We start from the raw sequence: 15964 nt of genomic DNA, 5'->3' as shown, positions 1-15964 counted from the left end.
AAATACTTTGGGGGTTTGATGGCGGAACAACTCCCACTCGTTATCCCGGACAACCCCAAACTGGCCCAGAACATCACCCATTTTGCGCGCGCTTTGCGCAAGGCCGGACTGCCGATAGGAACTGGGCGCGTGGTTGACGCGATCCGCGCCGTGCAGGCTGCGGGGTTCACCGAGAAAAGAGATTTCTACTGGACGCTGCATGCCTGTTTCGTGAACCGGCCGGAACATCGAACGGTTTTTGCGCAAGTCTTCCGCCTCTATTGGCGCGATCCGCGGTATCTAGAACATATGATGTCCATGATGCTGCCCGCCATTCGCGGTGTTCAGGAGGAGCGCAAAGCGGATGCGGCTGAAAAGCGCGCGGCTGAGGCGTTATTGGATGGCGTCGAACGCGACTTGCCAGAATCAACCGAGCAACAAGAGGAAAGCGAGATCGAGATCGACGCAACCCAAACCGCGTCATCTGAAGAACGCTTGCGCAACCTCGATTTCGAACAGATGAGTACATCCGAGATCGCCCAGGCCAAACGCATGCTGTCGCGCCTGAACTTACCGGTCAAACCCATTGAGTCTCGCCGAGGTCAGGCCAGTCACCTCGGTCACCGCATTGATCGCGCTCGGACACTTAGGTCAGCGATGCGGCAGGGTGGCGAACTACGCGATATCGCGCACTTGCAACCCAAACCTCGGTGGCCGAATTTGGTTGCGTTGTGCGATATCTCCGGGTCGATGAGCCAATACAGTCGGATCATTCTGCACTTTCTACACGCGGTTTCGAATGCCAAAGGCGCAGGTTGGGCCAAAGTGCACGCCTTCACGTTTGGCACACGCCTGACCAACATCACCCGCCATCTGCATCAACGTGATGTCGATGCAGCGCTTGCCGCTGCTGGGGCCGAAGCGCAGGACTGGGAAGGCGGAACCCGGATCGGAGAATGCCTGCATCAGTTCAACCGCGACTGGTCGCGGCGTGTCATGGGGCAGGGGGCGGTCGTGTTGCTGATCACCGACGGGTTAGAGCGGGGCGATCCCGAGATGCTGGAAAAGGAAATCGAGCGTTTGCACCTGTCGTCACGACGCTTGATCTGGTTGAACCCTCTGTTGCGCTGGGACGGGTTCGCACCGAAAGCTCAGGGTGTGGCGACAATGCTTCCAAATGTCGACAGCTTCCGCGCCGGGCATTCGATTGCGTCGCTGGAAGATCTGGCCGCCGTGATTTCGCAACCAGATGATCAGGGGCAGAAAGCGCGGCTGATGTCCGCGCTTTCAGACTAGCTGTTACGAAAGCTGCTCTTCATTGCACTTCCGTGCCATTTCCATGGCTTTGTAAGTGCCAGTCAGGTCAACGGTGAAGGCGAACTCTTTCTCCGGGAAAACGACCATCACCTTCTTCTTGGCAAGATCATCTGCGAACTGAGGGTCGTCTGACAGAACATACCCGCCCGAATAGCCCTTGGTGATGTTCCCCTTCATACCGGTTGCTTCTCCGACATAAATATTGTCGCCGATAAGGATGGCGACGGCCTCTTTCTCGCCTTTCTTGATGTTGGTCTCGGCTTTGGTGAAGACGCCCACATAGCCAACGCCGCGATCTTCGGTCAGGCCCATCTGTACGACATTTTCAGCGTCATCAACCGCTTCGATAAGGCAGGATTTCTTGTCCTGATCGATGAAAACCTTCCAGCCTTCGACCTCACCGTATTTCAGAAATGTGTCAGCCCAGCCGGTGCTGGCAGTCAACAGGCCGATCGCTGCTCCGAGTGTAAGAATGCGTTTCAACTGTTTGTCTCCGCTATGAAATATGTTGGGACGATCCCGAATAGGCCCCGGAATCGCATGCAGGCTAGAATGACGCCTTCCAACATTCAACAATTTGTGAATGTGAGTTCGAAATCGGCTTGTTAGCGCCACAAGATCAACCCGCTGAGCGCTTTTCATTGCTCCAAAGCTGACTATGTTGAACCCAAGCAAGGCCGGAGGTCTAAATGGAACGATTCGATAGCAGCCCGGAAACCGCACTAAAATGGTATCGCGCCGGGAAGGGCGCGGCTTTGGCCACTGTGGTTGAGACCTGGGGCAGCGCGCCGCGCCGTGTAGGCGCGCAGTTGGTCATTGCGGGCGATGGTCGGATCGAAGGCTCGGTTTCTGGTGGTTGCGTCGAAGGTGCTGTGATCGTCGAAGCGCTGGAAGCCATAGAGGAAGGCGAGGCAAGGCTGCTAGAGTTCGGTGTAAGCGACGAGGATGCGTTTGCCGTCGGTCTGGCCTGCGGCGGTACGATCAGGGTTTTGGTTGAACCGGTCGGCAAGGTCCTGCCCGAACCAATGCTGGCCGAACTGGTCGCGGCACGGGCGCGGCGCGAACCCTTGGCCTATGAAGTCAACGTCGAGACGGGCCAGCGCGCGTTGCGCCGTAATGCCTATTCCGAACGCTTGCGTATGGACAGGTCCGGGTTCGAAGAGGATGGGCAAACCTTTGTCGCTGTCCACAACCCACCGCTACGGTTGATAGTGGTGGGAGCGGTGCACATCGCCCAAGCTCTGGTGCCGATGGCCCGGATCGCGGGCTATGACCCGGCGATTATAGATCCGCGCGAGGCCTTCGCATCGGACGCACGTTTTCCCGGAGAAACCATCCTGACGGATTGGCCGGATGAGGCTGTATCAAAGCTGGGTCTCGACTCGCGCACGGCGCTTGTGTTGCTGACCCACGACCCCAAACTTGATGACCCCGCGCTTCAGGCCGGTTTGGCGGCCGATGTGTTCTACATCGGCGCACTCGGATCTAAGCGCACACATGCCAAACGCGTGGAGCGGATGAAGCAGGCCGGGTTCAACGATGACCAGATTTCACTGATTCACGGACCTGTTGGGCTTGATATCGGGGCGGCTGGACCGTCTGAGATAGCCGTTGCGATTCTGGCGCAGATGACGGCGGTCCTGCGAGGCAGAGCGTGAAGTTTGGTCCGGTACCCGTTTCCGACGCCAACGGCGCGATATTGGCCCATTCCGTCAAAGCGGGAAACCGCAAGCTTAGGAAAGGTATAACGCTTTCGTCCGAGCACATAGCCGAGTTGCACCAAGCCGGTCTGACCGAGGTCACAGTCGCCAGACTGGAGCAAGGTGATTGCCATGAGGACGAAGCCGCAGCGCTGCTGGCAGAAGCGCTTACACCAAGTCCCACACAGGCAAATCTGCGTGTCACCGAAGCCTTTACAGGCCGGGTGAATCTTTTAGCGAATGGACCAGGCGTCGCGGTGCTGGATACCGATGCCTTGCAAAAGTTCAATCAGGTCAACCCGATGATCACGGTTGCCACGGTGCCGCAATATCAGCAGATGGCGGCTGGCGGCATGGTCGCGACGATCAAGGTGATTTCTTATGCCGTACCTCGATCCGACGTTGAGAGTGCGGCCCGTCATGCGCAGGACGCTATTCGGTTATCGGTGCCCAAATACGAAAACGCGGGTCTCATCGTTACCGACATTGCTGGCGGGCCATCTAATGAAAAAGGTATCGCTGCTATTCGTAGCCGGGTTGAGGCTTTGGGTATGAATCTGTCAGATGTTCAGGTGGTGCCGCATCGGATGGGCGACTTAACAGCATCGATTTCGACCATTCGGGGTGAGATCGTCATGATCCTGACCGGATCGGCCACGTCGGATAAAGATGATGTGGCGCCTGCTTCTGTGCGGGCGGCGGGGGGCATCGTCGACCGGTTTGGAATGCCGGTCGATCCGGGGAACCTGTTGTTTTTGGGGTCTTCCGGCGGGCGCCCCATCATCGGTTTGCCCGGATGCGCGCGCTCACCAGCATTGAACGGGGCGGATTGGGTCTTGTCTCGTGTTGCTTGCGGAATCGAAACAACGGGCGCGGACATCGCTGGGATGGGTGTCGGTGGGCTGCTAAAAGAAATCCCGACGCGGCCACAGCCCCGCGCTGCCAAGAGTAAATGACGTAACGGCAATTTTGCCCTGTTTGGTGGGCGCATCATTGTTAGAAGGCTGATCAGCGAAACTGCGGAAAAATCAGGCAAATATTTTTGTTCTCAAACGAAATTTACCGTGTTTAACTCTGGCTTAGCAAATAAGCCAAAAAAAGGGGAGGATCTTATGACCAAGGTCTCAATGACCGTGAACGGCGTTGCCGTCAGCGGTGATGTTGAAGGGCGGACTCTATTATCCGGATTTCTACGCGACCACCTGAATTTGACAGGCACACATATTGGCTGCGACACGGCTCAATGTGGCGCGTGCGTAGTGCACGTGAATGGTGAGGCGGTCAAATCCTGCAACATGCTGGCGCTGGAAGCAGACGGCGCGGATGTGGGCACGATCGAGGGGCAGGCGGCCGAAGATGGCACGCTGAACGTGATCCAACAGGCCTTTCAGGATCATCATGGGCTGCAATGCGGGTTTTGCACTCCGGGCATGGTGATGAGCGCTGCAGCATTGCTAAAGGATAACCCGCGCCCGACCGAAGGCGAAATTCGCAAGTACCTTGAGGGTAACCTATGCCGGTGCACAGGCTACCACAACATCGTCAAGGCAATCATGGCCGCATCGGGTCAAGACGTTTCCAGCATCGCCGCCGAGTGAGGCGGTTAAGAATTTTCGACGAAAATTCTTTTCCACGGAGGAGAACAAGCAATGCCCAAAGACAGTGGCATCGGAGCCAGTTCCAAGCGGCGCGAGGACGTACGCTTTCTGACCGGAGCAGGCAATTACACCGACGACATCAACGTACATGGCCAGGCCTATGTGCATTTCCTACGGTCCGACATCGCGCATGGCCGGATCACCAACATCGACACATCTGCCGCCGAGGGTATGCAGGGGGTTGTGAAGGTGTTCACCGGCAAGGACTTTGAAGGCGTGGGCGGAATGCCTTGCGGCTGGGAAGTAACCGACCGTCATGGCGCCCCGATGCAGGAACCACCGCATCCCATTCTGGCGCAAGGCAAGGTCCGACATGTAGGCGATCCCATCGCTGCCGTTGTCGCGGACAGCCTTGAACTCGCCCGCGATGCGGCGGAAGCGATTGAAGTGGATATCGAAGAGCTCCCTGCCGTGCTGGATATGAAAGCCGCAGCGCAGGATGGCGCGACGCTTATCCATGAGGATTTGAAGAACAACATCTGCTATGACTGGCATCTAGGCGAAGAAGACAATGACAAGGTCAATGAGGTTTTTGCCAACGCGGCCCATGTCACCACTCTGGACCTGATCAATAACCGTCTGGTTGCTAATCCGATGGAGCCGCGCGTTGCGGTGGCCGAATACAGCCGGGGTACGGATGAGTACACGCTCTACACCACTTCGCAGAACCCGCATGTGATCCGCTTGCTGATGTGCGCATTTGTTCTGGGCTTGCCTGAACACAAAGTGCGTGTTGTAGCGCCTGATGTTGGTGGTGGATTTGGCACGAAGATTTTCCACTACGCGGAAGAGGCGTTCTGTACATTCGCTGCCAAGGCCTGCAACCGTCCGGTCAAATGGACCGCCAGCCGGTCCGAGGCGTTTATGTCGGATGCGCAGGGCCGCGACCACGTCAGCACGATTGAGCTCGCTTTGGACGCGGACAATAACTTCACAGGCCTCCGCACCAACACCTACGCCAATCTGGGCGCGTATCTGTCGACCTTCTCAAGCTCGGTTCCGACTTGGCTGCATGGCACTCTGATGGCGGGCAATTACAAGACGCCGGTCATTCAGGTGAATGTGAAGGCAATGTTCACCAACACAGTGCCGGTGGACGCTTATCGCGGTGCGGGTCGGCCAGAGGCGACCTATCAGCTGGAGCGCGTCATCGACAAGGCGGCGCGTGAACTGGGTGTCGATCCGATCGCCCTGCGTCGCCAGAATTTCATCACCCAGTTCCCGTATGACACACCGGTGGCGCTGACCTACGACACCGGGGATTACAACGGGACGATGGATAAGCTTGAAGCTGCTGCTGATTTGGCTGGCTTTGCCGCGCGACGGGCGGAAAGCGAGGCCAATGGCAAGCTGCGTGGCCTAGGCGTCAATTGCTATATCGAGGCCTGCGGCATCGCGCCCTCGAACATCGTCGGCATGCTGGGGGCCCGGGCGGGTCTTTATGATGCTGCCACGGTGCGGGTGAACGCCACCGGTTCCATCAGCGTCATGGTTGGTGCACATAGCCACGGGCAGGGGCATGAGACCGCTTTCCCGCAGGTTGTGGCCGACATGATCGGCATCGACGAGTCGATGGTAGAGATTGTGCATGGCGACACCTCGAAGATCCCGTTCGGCATGGGCACTTATGGCTCACGCTCGCTCGCGGTCTGTGGTTCGGCCATGGTTAAGGCGACCGAAAAGGTGATCGACAAGGCCAAGAAGATCGCGGCCCACCTGCTCGAGGCGTCCGAGGCCGATATCGAGCTGAAGGACGGTCAGTTCAGCGTCGCGGGCACTGACAAGTCGGTGGCCTGGGGTGATGTGACTCTGACAGCCTATGTACCGCACAACTTCCCATTGGAGGTTGAGCCGGGGCTGGAGGAGACCGCATTTTATGACCCGGCCAACTTCACCTTCCCAGCGGGGGCATATGCCTGCGAGGTTGAGGTGGATCCCGAGACTGGACAGGTGACCATCGAAGCCTTCACCGCTGCGGATGACTTTGGCAACATCGTTAACCCGATGATTGTGGATGGTCAGGTACATGGCGGTATCGGTCAGGGTATCGGTCAGGCTTTGTTGGAAAATTGCGCCTATGACGAGAATGGCCAGTTGCTGAGCGCATCCTTCATGGATTACGCGATGCCACGCGCCGATGATCTGCCGTTCTATGCGGTCGACCATTCCAGCCAGACGCCGTGTACGCACAACCCGTTGGGTGTGAAGGGCTGCGGTGAGGCTGGTGCGATTGGCTCGCCGCCTGCGGTAGTCAACGCGGTTCTGGATGCGCTGAACTCGGGTGGAAAGGCTGTTGATCACATTGACATGCCGATGAGCCCGTCGCGTGTTTGGACAGCAATGCATGGTTGAGAGGTTCGGGTGCGAGGGGCCAGCCCCTCGCGCTCCCCGAGATATTTATAGCCAGATGAAGGGCGGATCCGCGCTTTTCGGAAAGGAAGAACGAAATGTACAATTTCGAGTTTGAGAAACCCTTGACCATCGCTGAGGCGGTTACTGCGTTGGGAGTTGAGGATGCGCAGGCATTGGGGGGTGGGCAAACCCTGATCCCCACAATGAAGCAGCGGTTGGCCGCGCCATCCAAGCTGGTTTCGGTCAATGGAATCGCTGAAATGAAAGGGGTCTGCGTCGAGGATGATGGCTCGGTAGCGATAGGCGGTGCGACAACCCACGCAAATGTGGCCGCTGAAGCTGCTGGTAACTATCCGGCGCTGGCAGCGCTGGCCGGCCAGATCGGTGATCCTGCGGTGCGTAATCGTGGCACTATTGGCGGTTCGATTGCCAACAATGATCCAGCGGCCTGTTATCCGGCGGGAGTGCTGGGTTCAGGCGCGACCATTGTCACCAATAATCGCCAGATAGCGGCGGATGACTTCTTTCAGGGCATGTTCACGACAGCTCTGGAAGAGGGCGAGATTATCACTTCGGTGCGTTTCCCTGTGCCTCAGGCGGCGAGTTATCAGAAGTTTTTGCAGCCCGCGTCTCGGTTTGCGTTGGTCGGGGTTTATCTCGCTCGGTTCGCCAATGGCGTTCGGGTTGCAGTAACCGGCGCAAGCGAGGACGGAGTTTTCCGCTGGGCAGAGGCTGAGGAGGCCCTGAACAAAGAGTTCCGCGCGGACGCTTTGATGGGGCTGCACATCAATCCGATGAACATGATTGGTGATCTGCACGGGAGCAAAACGTATCGGGCGCATCTGGTCACTGTTATGACGAAACGGGCTGTCGAAGCTTGCAGCTGATCTGATTGTTAATCAGCTTTGAGAGCCTCGGTGAAAGCCGGGGCTCTTTATTCTTTCCGAACTCTTGGGGGCTTGGCGGGGCGCCAGTAGGCGCCGGTGTCTTCTCGTGCCGTCTGATAGCGTTCCACGCGGTCACGCGCGGCTGATCCCCCGGCGGCAAAGAGATGACCTAGCAGGCATTCAAGCACTGCCATCGCTCCGGAGAAGCTGGAAAAGTGATGTTGCGCGCGGGTACTTACAGGCAGCACGATGTCAGGGTTAACACCAGGGGCGATGACGTCGCTATCCGACAATAGCACGATGCGCATACCGCGTTTACGCGCAAAACGCATGGATTGTATGGTGTCAGAGGAATAGGGGTGAACGGTAATAGCGAAAAGGCAGTCCGCTTCATCGGCCTCGAGCAAATCATCGATGGCTGATCCCATATGTCGCGGGATAAGCTGAAATCCTGGGTGTGCCATCCGACCCGCATAGTGGAGATAATAGGCCAAAGCATAGCTGGCCCGGGTCGCGGTTATGAAACAGCGATTAGCTGCAATCATGTACTCCGTGACCTGTTGCATCAAATCAGGATCGGCCAGTCGCAGGGAGCGGGCTACGACGTTCAGTTCGTTTTGCGCAAACCCAGCTTGCGCGGCGCTGAATTGGCCCCCCGATTTCATGCGATCCAGCCAGCCTTGACCCAGCCGATCTTCCCGGTCTGTGACAAGGGTCTGGCGAAAGGGCCGTCTGAACGCATCAAAACTGTCGAACCCCATACGTTGTGCCAACCGAACCAGAACGTTTGAACTGACACCGATTTTCTCGGCGGTAAGCCGAACCGGGTCGAGCCCGAAATCGCCAGGGTGGTCGATGATGTATTTCGCTGCGGCTTGCATTTGCTGAGGCAGGGTGTCGATTTCGTGCCGAAGCTGCTCGGTCAGTTGGGATGAGGTGTGTTGCATTTGGTAAGAAAAAACAAATGTTATGAAGAATGCAAATTGAAAACGTGAGCGAGGTGTCTAATTCGGGATCGTAAAAAACAGGTGACGGAATGTCTGGGACTGGTTTGAGGATGACGAGAAGGCCATATGTGTTGGTGGCTCCGAACGGGGCGCGACGAGGGCATGGAGATCATCCTGCCCTGCCGATCAAGACTGATGAAATCGTCAAGGTCGCGAAAACGTGCCATAGGGCAGGTGCGCAAGGTCTGCATCTGCATATTCGCGATCAGTCAGGTAACCATTCACTAGATGCGGGTTTGTATCGCGAAACCATTGCTGAACTGCGTGCTGCGGTCACTGACATGGACATCCAGATTACGACAGAAGCTGCTGGCGTTTTCGGCGTTCAAGCACAACTTGATTGTTTGCAGAATGTGCGCCCGGACTGGGCTTCGATTTCGGTGCGCGAGATTGCACGGTCGCCCGAACTTGCGCCAAAGGTCTACGCTCTGTGCGCGGAACAAGGGACTCGTGTTCAGCATATACTCTATGATGTCGCTGACGTTGAGTTACTGACCCATTGGCAGGCTGAAGGGGTGGTAAAATCGGATCAGGTCGACCGTCTGCTTGTCCTTGGTCGCTATGCCACGGCGCAGGAATCGAGTCCGAATGATCTGGATGTGTTTCCGCACAGCGCTGATCCATGGATGGTCTGTGCCTTTGGAGGGCAGGAGCATGCGTGCCTGCAAAAGGCCGCGCAGTTGGGTGGCGATGTGCGCGTTGGTTTTGAGAACAGCCTTGCAGGTCCGGATGGCCAGGCATGGGCAGACAATGCTGCATCAGTCGCGGCGCTCATTAATCTTCTGAAAAGGACTTCGACATGAGTCACGTATTTCCACGCCATACAAAGTCGGAACTGCCTGAGGCCGCTGGTGGAGATGGCTGTTATCTCATCGACTCAACCGGCCGTCGCTATCTGGATTGTGGTGATGCTGCCGTTTCATGCCTCGGCCATTCCAACGCCGCTGTGGTCAAAGCGGTGCAGGATCAGGTGGCGCAGATTGCGTTTGCGCATACGGGCTTTATGACGTCGGCACCGGCCGAGGCACTGGCCGATCTGCTGATTGAACACGCCCCCGGCGAACTGGACCGGGTCTACTTTGTCTCGGGCGGGTCAGAGGCGACCGAGGCTGCTATCAAACTGGCGCGGCAGTATTATCTGGAAACCGGCCAGCCTGAACGCCGTCATGTCATAGCGCGCCGACAAAGCTATCACGGCAACACTTTGGGGGCACTTTCGGCGGGTGGCAATGAATGGCGGCGGGCGCAGTTTGCACCGATGCTGATCGAGATGACTCATATCGCTCCTTGCTATGAGTACGCCGAAAAGCCTGAGGATGAGAGCAGTTTTGAATATGGTCAGCGCGTTGCGAATGAGCTGGAGGCAGAAATCCTGCGCCTTGGGCCTGAAACGGTCATGGCTTTCATGGCAGAGCCGGTGGTTGGAGCGACGCTTGGGGCTGTTCCGGCAGTCGAGGGGTACTACAAGCGAATCCGTGAAATTTGCGATCAACACGGCGTTCTTCTGATCCTCGACGAAGTAATGTGCGGCATGGGGCGTACCGGGCATTTGTTTGCCTGTGATCATGACGATGTCACGCCGGATATTCTTTGTATCGCCAAAGGGTTGGGGGCAGGGTATCAGCCTATCGGAGCGATGCTGTGTTCGGGTCGAATCTATGATGCGATCCGGGATGGATCGGGCTTCTTCCAGCATGGCCACACCTATATCGGTCATCCGGTTGCGACTGCGGCCGCGCTTGCCGTTGTACAGGAACTTACTTCTCGTGACCTGCCAGCGCGGGCCGGCGTAATGGGGGGCAAATTGCAGAGCATGTTGGAAAACAAGTTTGGCCAACACCCGAATGTCGGGGACATACGGGGCCGCGGCTTATTCCGAGGAATTGAGTTGGTCGAGGATCGGGATACGAAAACTCCGTTTGATCCGTCGCGCGGCCTAGCGGCCAAGATCAAGAAGGCCGCCATGGCCGAGGGATTGATCTGTTACCCGATGTCGGGAACGCGTGATGGACGCAACGGAGATCATATCCTCTTAGCACCGCCCTTTGTCATCGAAGATGACCAACTGGTCGAGCTTGTAGACAAGCTGGATCGGGCGATATCCTCGGTGATCTGATTTAGGCGAGAAGCCAGAAAACAAAGAAGCCCCTCCGATTTCGGAGGGGCTTTTGTCATTCTACAAAAAGAAAACCTACTTCTGTGGCAGCGGACCAATCATCATGATCATCTGACGGCCTTCCATCTTGGGCATGTTCTCGATCTTGCCCAGATCCTTGACGTCTTCGGCCACACGTTCCAGCAGCTCACGCCCCAGGTTCTGGTGCGCCATCTCGCGGCCCCGGAAACGCAGGGTGACTTTGACCTTGTCGCCGTTTTCAAGAAACTTGAACACGTTGCGCATCTTGACGTCATAGTCATGCGTGTCGGTGTTGGGCCGGAACTTGACCTCTTTCACCTCGATGATCTTTTGCTTCTTGCGGGCTTCGCTTTCGCGTTTCTGCTGTTCGTACTTGAACTTGCCGAAATCCATGATTTTGCAGACCGGCGGGTTCGCGTTTGGCGAAATCTCAACCAGATCGAGGCCGACATCGGCGGCCATCTGCATGGCCTTTGCGGGATGAACCACCCCGACATTTTCACCTTCGGCGCCAATCAGGCGAATTTCGGGAGCACGGATCTTGTCATTGACGCGCGGGCCGGTATCTCGCTGTGGCGGCGCGTTGTGAGGTCTGCGGGCTATGGGTTCATTCCTTTGATGATTGCAGAATTTCGAGCCCGGAATTTAGACCGGGCTGAGAGGTGTTTCAAGCGGCATAAATTGCAAGCCGCATGAATTTTCCATGAATTTCGTGAGTTTTTGCCGGTTTAGGGTGTCGATAACCCCACCTGCAAACCCCATTAGCCCACAAATGCCTTTTCAATCACGAATTCCTTGGGTTCGGAATTGGCACCTTCTCGCAGGCCGAACTCTTCCAGAATTGCTTTGATGTCATGGTTGAAGGCAAGGCTGCCACAAACCATCGCGCGATCAGTGTCTGGCTTGATACCACCTTCGATGCCCAGATCGGCAAATACGGTGCCGTCTTTCAACAGCTCGGTTATACGGCCCATCTTTGGGCTCGCTTCCCGCGTGGTGGTGGGGTAATAGCGAATCTTGTCGGCGAAACCGTCACCAATCAGTTCGGCCAGCAACTCGTCCTGTTTGACGCTCTCGATCAACTCGCGACCGTAATCCAGTTCAGCTACGTCGCGGCAGGTATGGGTGATGATAACTTCGTCATAATCCTCATAGGTCTGCGGTTCACGCAGCAGCGACGCGAAGGGCGCAAAGCCTGTGCCGGTAGCGAAGAACCAGATGCGCTTGCCGGGCAGCAATGCGTCATGCACCAGCGTGCCGACGGGTTTGGGCCGAAGGATGATCTGATCACCAGGCTGGATGTGCTGCAGTTTTGAGGTCAGCGGGCCATCCTGCACTTTGATCGAGTAGAATTCCAGTTCCTCATCCCATGAAGGCGAGGCGATGGAATAGGCGCGCAGCAGCGGTTTGCCGTTGTCGCCCAGCAGGCCGATCATCACGAACTCACCCGAGCGGAAACGAAGCGATGCAGGGCGCGACACCTTGAAAGAGAACAGGCGGTCGGTCCAATGTTTGACCTCGGTCACAGTCTGGGCGTCGGGCAGGACGGGGGCCTTAACGGCGGTTGCTTCACTCACGGATTTCATCTCTGTCATCATTTCACTGCCGGTCTGCTAAACCGGTATCTCCGTTTAATCTTTGATCCAAGTCAGGAAAAGGGGCAGATTGCCCCTTTCGTATCACAGGTTGGCGATGGCGGGTTAGCCGCGCAGGCGGGCCTGGTAGTTGTTGTCCTGCCAATTGGCCCGGGCCAGCCACTGATCTTCGGGCTGCCGGTTCGCCAAGGTGTCATCAATTTCGACTTCGTCAAAGCCGCTACGACGCGCCATGGCGTATTGGTCTGCAAGAACATGGCCTTTTGCCCGCAGGCGACCTGTATAACCTTTCAGACGCAGAACGCGCGCGATCGTAAAGCCGCGCCCATCCGCTGAGGATGGAAAGTCCACGCGCACCATCTGGGCGCTGCCCAGCCGGTCAAACAGTTCATCGGGGTCAGTGTCCGAGGCGATATCCAGTGCAACCACGTCATTCGCTGCATCGTCCAGCGTGACATAGCCATCGGTCCAATCATCGGGGGCAAAGCCCTCGTCGTTTACGATTACGTTCATGTTTTCTCTCCGATGCGCACCATTTTTCCATCAACAAAATGGATGCCGCATTCTTCCTTGTTCTGATCGCGCCAGCGCCCGGCGCGGGGGTCTTCGCCTTCTTTGACCGGCGAAGTGCAGGGCGCACAGCCGATCGAGGGGTATCCTTTGGCCACCAGCGGATGCCGGGGCAGGTTGTTTTCTTCCATATAGGCGCGCACATCGTCGGGCGCCCAGTGGGCCAAGGGGTTGACCTTGATCCGGCCGGTTCCGTCCTCGACCTCGAAAAAGTCCAGCGCGGCACGGGTGCCGGACTGAAACCGTTTGCGCCCGGTGATCCAGCCACAATACCCGGTCAGAGCTTTCTGCAGCGGGAAGGTCTTGCGCAGGTTGCAGCAGGCATCGGTGTCACGTAGACGCAACGCTCCATAAGGATCGTCGCGCTGAACATCTTCATCCTCGGCGCGGATGATCTGCACATTGCGCAGGCCCAGACGCTCGCTGACCTCCTGCTGGTATTCCAGCGTTTCTGCAAACAGCATCTGGGTGTCCACGAACAGCACTGGGGTCATCTTGTCGACCACTGCAGCCATATGCAGCAACACCACCGATTCCGCGCCAAAGCTGGAGACCAGAGCAAGCTCCTCGATCTCGTCCAATGCGCCATGCATCACATCATGGGCACTGTGGTGGCGGAAGCGGGCGTTCAGCGCCTCGACCTTTTCGGTCAGTTCGGCGCGGTCAGCCCCCAGTTCCGTTTGGATCAGGTCAAGCGGCATTGGCCTGTGCCTCGGGGTAAAGCGCCGCTTTGAACGGTGCCATGCCAACGCGGCGATAGGTCTGCAAGAAGGTCTCTTCGGCGCTGTCGCGCTGCTCCAGATACGTGTCGACGATGCGCTCGACCGCCGGAACGATCTCGTCATAGGCGAAGCCCGGGCCAGTACGATCACCGATGGCGGCGGATTCGGTACCGTCACCACCCAGAGTGATCTGGTAGTTTTCGACGCCAGCGCGGTCCAGGCCAAGAATGCCAATGTGACCCACATGGTGGTGACCACAGGCGTTGATGCAGCCCGAGATCTTGATCTTCAGGTGGCCGATATCATGCTCCAGTTTCAGGTCTTCGAACCGGGTCGCGATTTCCTGCGCCACGGGGATCGAACGTGCCGTCGCCAGTGCGCAGTAATCCATACCGGGGCAGGCGATAATGTCGCTGATCAAGCCGATGTTGGCGGTCGCCAACTCGTATTCTTTCAGCGTCGCGTGGATCGCGGGCAGGTCGGATTTGTGGACATGCGGCAGGATTACGTTCTGCTCGTGGCTGATACGCAGTTCGTCATAGGCAAACTCTTCGGCCAGATCAGCCATTACGCGCATCTGCTCGGCAGTCGCATCGCCCGGCGTCTGGCCGTGCTTCTTGATCGAGATCGTGACGATCGCGTGGTCCGCGTTCTTGTGCGGCGCGATGTTGGTGTCGACCCACGAACGGAAGACCGGATCGTTGGTGTAGGCACTCTCGAACGAGGCAACCGAACCATCACGGAAGGCTGGAGGCGCAAAGTGGCCTTTGATTTTGTCCAGCAGGTTCATATCCGCGCCTTTGAATTGCGGGCGAACCTTCAAAAAGCGTTCGTTCACTTTGGCACGGATGGCGTCGATGCCGTGCTCATGCACGGTGATCTTGATACGTGCCTTGTACTTGTTGTCGCGACGGCCGATCTGGTTCCACACGGAAACGGTGGCCTCAAGATAGGCCAGCAGGTCGTCAAAGGCGACGAATTCCGATAGCTCTTTGCCGATCATGGGCGTACGGCCCAGACCACCGCCAACGATGACGCGGGCACCCAGAACGCCATCACGCTCAACCAATTGCAGACCGATGTCATGCGCCTTGATCACGGCGCGGTCATTCTCGCTGCCGGTGATGGCGATCTTGAATTTGCGGGGCATGAACTGGAATTCAGGGTGGTCGGTTGACCACTGGCGCAGCAGTTCGGCATAGGGGCGCGGATCAGCGACCTCATCCGCGGCGGCACCGGCGAAATGATCGGCGGTCACGTTGCGGATGGTGTTACCCGAGGTCTGGATGGCGTGCATGCCAACCTCGGCCAGTGCGTCCAGCATATCCGGCACGTCGTTCAGCTTCGGCCAGTTGTACTGAATGTTCTGACGGGTGGTAAAATGGCCGTAACCTTTGTCCCATTTCTCGGCCAGCAAAGCGAGCTGACGCATCTGAGCACTGGACAGCGTGCCATATGGAATAGCGACCCGCAGCATATAAGCGTGCAATTGCAGATACAGACCATTCATCAGGCGCAGTGGCTTGAATTCGTCTTCAGTCAGCGAACCGTCAATGCGACGCTCAACCTGCGCACGGAACTGCGCGTTGCGTTCTGCCAAAAATGCTGTGTCGAACTCGGAGTAGCGATACATGTTTAGCTGTCCTTAGTTGCAGCCCCGGACCCGGGGCCTTGAAGGGGAGAGAGAATGGCCTGAGATCAGGCCCGAGGCTGCGGGGAGGTTTCCTGTTTGCCGTGGGCATAGTTGGACGGACCAGTCCGGCGGAAATCCTCCCGAAAGTGGGTGGGTTCGGGGCCGTTTTCTCCGGCCACCGCGTCGGCAAGATAGGCGCCGACGATCTTGTTGGCCTGACGCGCGGCATCCAGCAGACGAACCTGCGCGTGAGCTTCGTCCGTGATCAGTTCGGCATCGGACAACTCGCGCGACCACCGGTCATCTTCGGTCTGGTAAATCACATCACCTTCCAACAAGTCGTTGGCGGTGACGACTTTGGGGGTAAAAGCGCGGGCCATCAGGCAAGCTCCTTATTGAAATCCGAG

Annotated in this window: 16 protein-coding genes; 8 read left to right on the top strand and 8 right to left on the bottom strand. The window is 57.4% G+C overall.

Features of this window, described 5'->3' with window-relative positions:
• Positions 1–18 precede the first annotated feature (18 nt).
• Positions 19–1275 carry a vWA domain-containing protein gene (locus tag AC2TEM_RS02720; protein ID WP_170421337.1) on the top strand — a complete coding sequence of 419 codons (1257 nt, stop codon included), beginning with the start codon at positions 19–21 and terminating at the stop codon, positions 1273–1275.
• Positions 1276–1278: 3 nt separating this feature from the next.
• Here AC2TEM_RS02720 and AC2TEM_RS02715 read toward each other — a convergent pair whose 3' ends face one another.
• Entirely contained in the window at positions 1279–1779 is a 501-nt protein-coding gene (locus tag AC2TEM_RS02715) for a hypothetical protein (protein ID WP_170393237.1), read from the bottom strand.
• Positions 1780–1985: 206 nt separating this feature from the next.
• Here AC2TEM_RS02715 and AC2TEM_RS02710 point away from each other — a divergent pair, with 206 nt between their 5' ends.
• The 5 genes from AC2TEM_RS02710 (at position 1986) to AC2TEM_RS02690 (ending at position 7893) form a co-directional block, all read left to right on the top strand.
• Entirely contained in the window at positions 1986–2954 is a 969-nt protein-coding gene (locus AC2TEM_RS02710) for an XdhC family protein (RefSeq protein ID WP_170421340.1), read from the top strand.
• Complete coding sequence (locus AC2TEM_RS02705; RefSeq protein WP_170421343.1) at positions 2951–3952, top strand: molybdopterin-binding protein; 1002 nt, start codon at positions 2951–2953, stop codon at positions 3950–3952. Before AC2TEM_RS02710 ends, AC2TEM_RS02705 begins: the two co-directional genes overlap by 4 nt.
• A gap of 156 nt (positions 3953–4108) precedes the next feature.
• A complete protein-coding gene (locus AC2TEM_RS02700) occupies positions 4109–4594 on the top strand; it encodes a (2Fe-2S)-binding protein (RefSeq protein ID WP_170393234.1) in 486 nt (161 codons plus the stop codon).
• Between the two features lie 51 nt (positions 4595–4645).
• Positions 4646–7006: a xanthine dehydrogenase family protein molybdopterin-binding subunit gene (locus AC2TEM_RS02695; RefSeq protein WP_170405437.1), complete on the top strand. Its 2361-nt coding sequence runs from the start codon at positions 4646–4648 to the stop codon at positions 7004–7006.
• Between the two features lie 95 nt (positions 7007–7101).
• Positions 7102–7893 (top strand): FAD binding domain-containing protein, encoded by a 792-nt coding sequence (locus AC2TEM_RS02690; protein WP_170421347.1) that lies wholly within the window; start codon positions 7102–7104, stop codon positions 7891–7893.
• A 47-nt stretch (positions 7894–7940) separates the two neighbouring features.
• Here the strand turns inward: AC2TEM_RS02690 and AC2TEM_RS02685 are convergent, their stop codons facing one another.
• Entirely contained in the window at positions 7941–8840 is a 900-nt protein-coding gene (locus AC2TEM_RS02685) for a MurR/RpiR family transcriptional regulator (RefSeq protein WP_170510196.1), read from the bottom strand.
• A 110-nt stretch (positions 8841–8950) separates the two neighbouring features.
• Here AC2TEM_RS02685 and AC2TEM_RS02680 point away from each other — a divergent pair, with 110 nt between their 5' ends.
• Positions 8951–9703 carry a beta-keto acid cleavage family enzyme gene (locus AC2TEM_RS02680; RefSeq protein ID WP_480503202.1) on the top strand — a complete coding sequence of 251 codons (753 nt, stop codon included), beginning with the start codon at positions 8951–8953 and terminating at the stop codon, positions 9701–9703.
• Positions 9700–11016 (top strand): aspartate aminotransferase family protein, encoded by a 1317-nt coding sequence (locus tag AC2TEM_RS02675; protein WP_170421352.1) that lies wholly within the window; start codon positions 9700–9702, stop codon positions 11014–11016. Before AC2TEM_RS02680 ends, AC2TEM_RS02675 begins: the two co-directional genes overlap by 4 nt.
• Positions 11017–11091: 75 nt before the next feature.
• Here AC2TEM_RS02675 and infC read toward each other — a convergent pair whose 3' ends face one another.
• The 6 genes from infC to AC2TEM_RS02645 form a co-directional block, all read right to left on the bottom strand.
• Complete coding sequence (infC, locus tag AC2TEM_RS02670; RefSeq protein WP_238528775.1) at positions 11092–11553, bottom strand: translation initiation factor IF-3; 462 nt, start codon at positions 11551–11553, stop codon at positions 11092–11094.
• A gap of 245 nt (positions 11554–11798) precedes the next feature.
• Entirely contained in the window at positions 11799–12632 is an 834-nt protein-coding gene (locus tag AC2TEM_RS02665) for a ferredoxin--NADP reductase (RefSeq protein ID WP_170421355.1), read from the bottom strand.
• Positions 12633–12737: 105 nt separating this feature from the next.
• Positions 12738–13145 (bottom strand): DUF934 domain-containing protein, encoded by a 408-nt coding sequence (locus AC2TEM_RS02660; RefSeq protein WP_170393227.1) that lies wholly within the window; start codon positions 13143–13145, stop codon positions 12738–12740.
• Positions 13142–13903, bottom strand: coding sequence for a phosphoadenylyl-sulfate reductase (locus AC2TEM_RS02655; RefSeq protein ID WP_170421362.1), 762 nt, complete (start codon positions 13901–13903; stop codon positions 13142–13144). Before AC2TEM_RS02655 ends, AC2TEM_RS02660 begins: the two co-directional genes overlap by 4 nt.
• On the bottom strand, positions 13893–15557 hold the full coding sequence (locus AC2TEM_RS02650) for a nitrite/sulfite reductase (protein WP_170393225.1): 1665 nt from the start codon (positions 15555–15557) through the stop codon (positions 13893–13895). Before AC2TEM_RS02650 ends, AC2TEM_RS02655 begins: the two co-directional genes overlap by 11 nt.
• Before the next feature lie 65 nt (positions 15558–15622).
• On the bottom strand, positions 15623–15937 hold the full coding sequence (locus tag AC2TEM_RS02645) for a DUF2849 domain-containing protein (RefSeq protein ID WP_170393224.1): 315 nt from the start codon (positions 15935–15937) through the stop codon (positions 15623–15625).
• Positions 15938–15964: the final 27 nt, after the last annotated feature.

The organism is Ruegeria sp. HKCCD3925 (genome assembly GCF_057221175.1).
This window is presented reverse-complemented; position numbering and strand designations above follow the sequence as displayed.

Bases quoted from the DNA above. Each gene is read 5' to 3' on its own strand.
- AC2TEM_RS02720 (WP_170421337.1), top strand. From the start codon at position 19: ATGGCGGAACAACTCCCACTCGTTATCCCGGACAACCCCAAACTGGCC.
- AC2TEM_RS02710 (WP_170421340.1), top strand. From the start codon at position 1,986: ATGGAACGATTCGATAGCAGCCCGGAAACCGCACTAAAATGGTATCGC.
- AC2TEM_RS02700 (WP_170393234.1), top strand. From the start codon at position 4,109: ATGACCAAGGTCTCAATGACCGTGAACGGCGTTGCCGTCAGCGGTGAT.
- AC2TEM_RS02695 (WP_170405437.1), top strand. From the start codon at position 4,646: ATGCCCAAAGACAGTGGCATCGGAGCCAGTTCCAAGCGGCGCGAGGAC.
- AC2TEM_RS02690 (WP_170421347.1), top strand. From the start codon at position 7,102: ATGTACAATTTCGAGTTTGAGAAACCCTTGACCATCGCTGAGGCGGTT.
- AC2TEM_RS02685 (WP_170510196.1), bottom strand. From the start codon at position 8,840: ATGCAACACACCTCATCCCAACTGACCGAGCAGCTTCGGCACGAAATC.
- AC2TEM_RS02680 (WP_480503202.1), top strand. From the start codon at position 8,951: ATGACGAGAAGGCCATATGTGTTGGTGGCTCCGAACGGGGCGCGACGA.
- AC2TEM_RS02675 (WP_170421352.1), top strand. From the start codon at position 9,700: ATGAGTCACGTATTTCCACGCCATACAAAGTCGGAACTGCCTGAGGCC.
- AC2TEM_RS02665 (WP_170421355.1), bottom strand. From the start codon at position 12,632: ATGACAGAGATGAAATCCGTGAGTGAAGCAACCGCCGTTAAGGCCCCC.
- AC2TEM_RS02660 (WP_170393227.1), bottom strand. From the start codon at position 13,145: ATGAACGTAATCGTAAACGACGAGGGCTTTGCCCCCGATGATTGGACC.
- AC2TEM_RS02655 (WP_170421362.1), bottom strand. From the start codon at position 13,903: ATGCCGCTTGACCTGATCCAAACGGAACTGGGGGCTGACCGCGCCGAA.
- AC2TEM_RS02650 (WP_170393225.1), bottom strand. From the start codon at position 15,557: ATGTATCGCTACTCCGAGTTCGACACAGCATTTTTGGCAGAACGCAAC.
- AC2TEM_RS02645 (WP_170393224.1), bottom strand. From the start codon at position 15,937: ATGGCCCGCGCTTTTACCCCCAAAGTCGTCACCGCCAACGACTTGTTG.